Genomic DNA, 6,327 nt, shown 5'->3' on the forward strand with positions numbered 1-6,327 from the left:
GAATTGTTTGACAGGTTCGCCATTCTTGCGCGGCGTTAAATTCACATTTGAGCATTCGCATCTTGACAGATTAATATGCCAAGAAAAATCGATTATACCTTCAAAGTCATAAGCCTGACCTATGGATAAACTTACTTATGAGATTCGGAATGATCAGACGAAGCTTCGTGTGGGAAGCTGGCCAGAATAGCGAACAGACGGGGAAAACCTAACGGTTCCTTTCCTTCAGTAAAAACGCCCCAGTTCCCTGATCCTTTGCGGATAATCATCTGGAAAACGCCAGATGATCTCTCCGGGTGCGCGCACCAGACCGCGCGCGGCGGGGTCTTTGTTGGTCAGCAATGATAGGAAAAGATCGCTGCTGGCCCATGGTGAAGACCGGAAATACCAATGTCCGTTGCCATTGCCCGCCTCTTCGGCATCCGTCACGTCGATGACATGCAGCCTTGGGGTCCGGGCCAATTCCGCTTGCACCGCAGGTACTGCTTCGCCGGGGGGCGAGGTCTCTCCGACGCGCTTGCGGCCAAAGACGAGCCTAGACATCGCCAGGGCGGAATCCGTTTGCGACTGATAGATCGTCAGGTCCGTAACCGCATCGAGTAGACCGTCCTCGATAGCATGAATGAAATAAGCACGGTCTAGATCGCTGCCGATCAGGATGAGTTTGCCCAACCGCGCGTTTCCCTCGGCCCCCAACGCGATTTGATAGGCGGCGTCAAAGGCCAGCCTTGTCCCGGCGCTGTAGCCGATCAGGTGGATGCGACGGGCATTGGTATGGGTCGAGAGAAAGGCAATCAACTCGCGCAGATAACGTCGCGAGGCCAGCGCCGATTCCTGATCACGGAAATAGGCCAGCGTATTTGGGGTTGCTGTCCAGTTGTAACTGATGAAAGCGCCCTGATAGCCCAGAAAATGCTGCAACTGGCTTGAGACTAGGGTGGAATAGTCGAAGTCCACATTATAGCCGTGGATGTAGATGAAAATGTCCTTGTTGGCCGATTGCGCCAACTGCGCATTAATTTGTGACGCAAAACGGCGACCGGCGGCTTCAACTTCGACACGGCTGGGTGGGGTATCCATGTATTTGATTGCGCTGAACGGCAAGATGCCGGTCTCGGCCACGCCCACCACACGCAGCCTATAGTCCTGATCCCGCGCCGCGGCGAGTGTTATGCGCCGTGCATTTTCCCAGCTTTCAAGCGGCGGGTCCGACGCAACCTGCGCGACACCCGCCCGCAGCACTTGCCCCCGTGCGTTATTGTAGCTTTTCTGTGGGTCGTCCGGTCCTGCGGGCTGGCGGTCTGTTGCGTAAAACAGTCGCGCCCGCGACTCGAAATTGCCCTCGGTCACATCCTCGAATGGATCAAGCGTGCCATCAGCAAAGACCGTTGGCGAAGGCATAATGTCAATTTCATTGTAGGTTTTCGCTGCACACCCAGTCAGGGCGACACAGATCAATAGCCACCAAAACCTACGCATCAGACCCTTAACGCTCCGTCATATTCCGGCCGCTTTGTGAATTTGCGGCACAAGATTTCACACATTTCTTTTGCAAATAGTCCGACATTGGCAATCGTTTATTGCCACGCGCGACCATAAGTATCAGCCGCAAATTGGGTGCGGTTTCGATGCCCGGCGCCCGCACCGGGCACGACCTCGATGGGTCTAGTCTGCCAAAACCGGGTCAGATCCTGCGCGTTGCTGGGTTCGATAGAGAGAGGGCGAAACGCCTGTCCAGCGGTTGAAGGCGCGTCGGAAGCTGCGGGGATCTTTATAGCCAAGCGTACTGGCGATCTGGTCAATAGACCTGTCGGTCTGGGTCAGCAAATGCTGTGCCTTGCTTTTTGCAAAGCGGGTTTGGACGGCGTTGAAGGACGTGCCTTCCTGACGCAGCGCGCGCTGCAGGGTTCGCGGCCCTATTGCAAGATGGCTTGCCACGGTATCCTCTGACATATCCGCGTTTGCGACAGTGATCTGCAATATCTGTTCCACTGCATCCCCAATGGTCTGCACAGGATTAACGCCCATCAACGCCGCCAGATCATCAAGATCAATGTTCGCGTCCAGACTGCGGGGCGAAGGGTTGCGCGTTTGCAAATCGCCCAGTCGGATGGCAATACCGGGCGGGCTGTCCCGAAGACGCACGGGGGCGCCAATCATCTCTTCGATCTTCGGGACATCGATTCGCGCCTCATGTGGCAGTTCAATCCAGTCCGGGTGCCAGCCTTCGCCCAGAAAGTGGCGGATGACGGTAGCGAGGACAAACACCGAGCCTTCGTCCAGATGTTTGTGACCCATGACCGTCAGCCCGACTGCACTGCGCCCGACCACGACATGGGTCTCGGTCTGACGAAATACGATCTCTGAACCTGGGTGTATCAGCAAGAACGCCCGTGCCCCGCGCGCCAGCGCGGTAGCCAGATCAGGCGCGCTCAGCACAAAACTTGAATACGCGCCGTAACGCGCGTAATCGAATTTGCGGCCAATCCGGGCACCAAGAAGCCTGTCGCCCATCGCACGGGCCACCGTTTCAACCAGAATGCCCTCTGATGCGTAGGGTGCAAAACCCGCTTTCAGCGATAGAACAGAACGGTCCAGGCCGACCGCTTGAAGGGCGTCCGCAACGGTGCTCGCTCCGGCGAAATCTTCAAGCAGTTCCACGACATGGGCCAACTCGCGAATTGTAACCATGTTTCGACGCATTGGGTTAGTTTGTCGGGAATTGTCCGGTGACACAACCCGTCAAGGCGCTGCACAATCGCCCTGCGACAACGGGTTACACCGCCGTTCCCTCAACCCGTCATCACCGACGAAACCTGTGATTTCTTAAGGGACATGTTCGTGAGTAAGTCTTTCCCCCTCTCTCTCAGTCAATCGCTGACGTTGCTGGCCACGATCTGGGCTCAGGCGGCGTATGCGCAGGATATGGACACAACCGTCGACAGTTTAAGTGACAGCCGCGAGATCCCGGTTACCATCGACAATTTCATCCGCGCCGCGACTGATCTTGAGCTGGGCAAATATGTGTCACTGGCCGGAGGAGTGAACAGGTTCTTTCACTTTCGCGAACCGACCCCGGTGGATGATCAACCAACTATCCGGATGAACCGCGACACGCTGTACAGCACCGCTGTTATCGACATCAGCGAAGGCGCAACCCTGACGCTGCCAAATGCAGATGGCCGCTATATGACCGCAATGGTTCTCAATCAGGATCATTACATCGAAGAGGTGTTTCACGGTGGTGGCACCTATGCGCTGGATGTCGAGACTTTTGGCACGCCCTATGTTGTCGTCTTCATGCGCGTGTTGGTCGATGCCGCCGATCCTTCGGATGTGGCCACCGTCAACGCGTTGCAGGACCAGATGCTGGTCGAGGCCGGGTCGGCCCGTCCGTTCATCCTTCCCAATTATGACGAAGCCAGTTTTGAGGGGCTGTTACAGAGCATTCTGGCCCTCGGCCCCTATGTGCCGGACAGTTCCCATATGTTCGGCGCGCGTGATCAGGTTCAGGCGGTCCGGCATCTGATCGGCACCGCCGGCGGTTGGGGTGGGTTGCCCGAGCATGAGGCCTATTACGTCAGTGTAGAACCAAATCTGCCAGTGGCCGAGTATCGCATCGATGTTCCCGCCGAGGTGCCGGTCGGGGCGTTCTGGTCTGTCAGCCTTTATAACGCCAGGGGCTTTTTCCAGCCCAACGCGCAAGGTGCCTATAACGTCAATTCAGTGACAGGTGCGCGCAATGGTGATGGATCAATGACCATTCACCTGAGCGGGTGTATGGATGGGCGGGTCAACTGCCTGCCGATCATGGAGGGCTGGAACTATACCGTGCGGATGTATCAGCCCGGGCCCGAGGTTCTCGATGGGACGTGGAGCTTCCCCCCAGTTCGCCTTTTGAATTAACGGAAAGGATTTCTCATGCGACGTCTTCTTTTTGCCCTTGCGCTGTGTGTGCCCTCGATTGCCGCGTCAGAGGAGGTGCGCATCCACAACCTTGTGCGGGCGGAATCTGACACGATGATCCGGGCAAATCTTGCCGCCAATGGGGTGGGCGTGGGCGAAATCGTTCACGAGCGTACGCTGGTTTCGGCGGATGCTCCGCAGCCGATCATCCGCGCAAATCAGGACACGCTTTATTCCGCCGTGATCCTCGACCTGTCCCAGCCGGTCCAGATCACTTTGCCCGACGGCGATGGCCGTTTTCAGTCGATGCTGGCTATCAGCCAGGATCACTACGCCTTTGTCGAGGCGACGCCGGGCACCTATGACCTGACCGAGGACAATGTCGGCACGCGCTTTGCCTTTGTCCTGTTCCGTACATTCGCCGATGCCACGGATGCCGAAGATCTGGCCAGAGCGCATGCGGCGCAGGACGGGATCGAGCTCAGCGGCGGTGGCAACGGCCCGTTCGAAGCGCCGGACTGGGATATGGAAAGCCTGGCCGAGGCGCGCAAGGCGGTGAACGATCTGGCAAGCGCGGTCGGCTTTGATGCGGCCAATGCCTTTGGCCGCAAGGACGAGGTCGACCCGATCGATCACCTGGTCGGCGCCATCGCTGGTTGGGCAGGGCAACCGGCGACCACGGCCTCGGCCGTGATCGCCAGTGTCGATGCAAATGATGGCGAGACGCCCCATGCAATCACGGTCAACGACGTCCCGGTCGACGCGTTTTGGTCGATCACCGTTTACAATGCCGACGGCTATCTTGAGCCGAACGAGCTTGACCGCAACAGTTACAACAACGTTTCTGCCAAGCCCAACGAGGACGGGTCATACACTATCCACTTCGGTGCATGTGACGATGGCCGGATCAACTGTATCCCGACCCCGCCAAACTGGAATTATACCGTCCGCCTGTACCAGCCGCGCGCCGAAATTCTGGATGGAAGCTGGACCTTTCCATCGGCTGAACGGATCAACTGAACCGATAAGGAGACCGAGATATGCAGTTTTCGACAAAGTCACAGGCCACCGCACTCGCCCTGCTGATGGCCGCAATCCTGGCCTTGCCGCTGCCAGCCGAGGCCCAGTCGCAACGAACGAAGAACACGGTTGGCGGTGCCGTCGTGGGGGCTGGGGTGGGGTACCTCGTATCCGGCAGTGACGGCGCAAAAGCCGGAGCCGTCGTCGGTGCCATCGCAGGCTATCGTAAAAAGCGCTAAGGCCACGCTGCACGTGCCGCACGCTATTGAAGAAATGAGGTAGATCACATGAAACGAGTTCCCCTAACGGCAATTTTCGGGATGTGCATTACAGCGCTGGCGAGCACTGCCTCTGCCGATGCGGAGATGGACGAAATCATCGCCGCAGCTGCACCGTTCATGCATCTTAGCTGCGCCAGTGTTCTTGCAGAGCACGAGGATGACCCCGATCAGGTAAGCCAGATCGTGCGTCTCATGGCGATGGTGTCGCTCTACAACCGTCAGATCGATGTCGTGGCCACCGTCCCGGAAGAATATCTGGGCGACCTCAAGACCGAGTTCGTCGAAGAGCTTGAAGACGCCTGCGACAACGATGGTGGCAGGTTGCTGGCCGGGGCAGTGGACGATGCTGTGAGGGAAACCTTTGAAGAGTTCGAATAATCCGCTGCATTAACAATCGGCCGCCGATTGCGGCGGCCGGCTTCTTGATAGGTCTTTTGCAAAATGAAACGGTGCACGGGCGCAAAGGACCATGCCAAACCCGCTGTACAATGGGTGAGATGCACATCAAGGTGAAGGGCATTTGTGACTAAGCACGATTGCCTCCAGCCGTGAAGAGATTCGCAACGCAGCTGTGACGCTCTTGGCTGTCCAGCTCCAACCGCACTATCCTGTGTCTCAGAAGAAAGCTTGCTTGTTGCTTTCTCACCATGGCCTTGCCCAACTCAGGGGTCGAAGCCTCTGGGAAACATGGCGCGATTCAGTGGGATTTCGATTGGGTGAAATTCATTCAGGGCATTACCCTTGTCCCAAAGTAGAAGCAGCTCGCAATTGTGTGGCTTTTTGTTGGTTTTTCTTGACCAGCCAATCAATTTGATACATTTTTCACGATAAAGACCTAAATGGAGCACAAATTAACACGAATCTAGACCGTTTTGTTTGTTCACCGTGATCCTTGGGAAAGAGGTTTCACTTCGGTCCAAGGATGGTTTCAAAGCGGCGGCAATGCTAAACTGGAATTCCTGTGCGGGCTGGTTTTGGCAACCTGATATGGAAAGGTATCGCCCCGACACTTCGCATGTGAACAGCGCATCTTGAGGGTCCAAATCTTTCGAACCACCGGGTACTGGATGCAAATGACCCAAAGCGCCTCGCAAATGAAGGCGCCCAAAAACGAAGATCA

6 protein-coding genes are annotated in these 6,327 nt (G+C 56.7%); 4 read left to right on the forward strand and 2 right to left on the reverse strand.

What is annotated here, in order from left to right:
- Window positions 1–225: 225 nt before the first annotated feature.
- A complete protein-coding gene (locus ACR0JI_RS21595; protein WP_480496617.1) occupies window positions 226–1,401 on the reverse strand; it encodes an alpha/beta hydrolase in 1,176 nt (391 codons plus the stop codon).
- Window positions 1,402–1,665: 264 nt separating this feature from the next.
- Window positions 1,666–2,691 (reverse strand): helix-turn-helix domain-containing protein, encoded by a 1,026-nt coding sequence (locus tag ACR0JI_RS21600; protein WP_480496619.1) that lies wholly within the window; start codon window positions 2,689–2,691, stop codon window positions 1,666–1,668.
- 150 nt (window positions 2,692–2,841) lie between these two features.
- On the opposite strand from ACR0JI_RS21600, the gene ACR0JI_RS21605 reads away from it, so the two are divergent.
- From ACR0JI_RS21605 to ACR0JI_RS21620, 4 genes are read left to right on the forward strand one after another with little or no spacing between them, the layout of a single operon-like run.
- Window positions 2,842–3,906 carry a DUF1214 domain-containing protein gene (locus ACR0JI_RS21605; RefSeq protein ID WP_480477717.1) on the forward strand — a complete coding sequence of 355 codons (1,065 nt, stop codon included), beginning with the start codon at window positions 2,842–2,844 and terminating at the stop codon, window positions 3,904–3,906.
- 15 nt (window positions 3,907–3,921) lie between these two features.
- The gene (locus ACR0JI_RS21610) at window positions 3,922–4,926 is read left to right on the forward strand and encodes a DUF1214 domain-containing protein (RefSeq protein ID WP_480496621.1); all 1,005 of its coding nucleotides are present in this window, start codon (window positions 3,922–3,924) and stop codon (window positions 4,924–4,926) included.
- 20 nt (window positions 4,927–4,946) lie between these two features.
- On the forward strand, window positions 4,947–5,165 hold the full coding sequence (locus tag ACR0JI_RS21615) for a glycine zipper 2TM domain-containing protein (RefSeq protein WP_480477721.1): 219 nt from the start codon (window positions 4,947–4,949) through the stop codon (window positions 5,163–5,165).
- A 48-nt stretch (window positions 5,166–5,213) separates the two neighbouring features.
- Complete coding sequence (locus ACR0JI_RS21620; RefSeq protein WP_480496623.1) at window positions 5,214–5,585, forward strand: hypothetical protein; 372 nt, start codon at window positions 5,214–5,216, stop codon at window positions 5,583–5,585.
- Window positions 5,586–6,327: the final 742 nt, after the last annotated feature.

This window comes from Ruegeria sp. N10, assembly GCF_056531545.1.

Coding starts and splice junctions, on each gene's coding strand:
- ACR0JI_RS21600 (WP_480496619.1), bottom strand. CDS start 2,691: ATGGTTACAATTCGCGAGTTGGCCCATGTCGTGGAACTGCTTGAAGAT.
- ACR0JI_RS21615 (WP_480477721.1), top strand. CDS start 4,947: ATGCAGTTTTCGACAAAGTCACAGGCCACCGCACTCGCCCTGCTGATG.
- ACR0JI_RS21595 (WP_480496617.1), bottom strand. CDS start 1,401: ATGCCTTCGCCAACGGTCTTTGCTGATGGCACGCTTGATCCATTCGAG.
- ACR0JI_RS21620 (WP_480496623.1), top strand. CDS start 5,214: ATGAAACGAGTTCCCCTAACGGCAATTTTCGGGATGTGCATTACAGCG.
- ACR0JI_RS21610 (WP_480496621.1), top strand. CDS start 3,922: ATGCGACGTCTTCTTTTTGCCCTTGCGCTGTGTGTGCCCTCGATTGCC.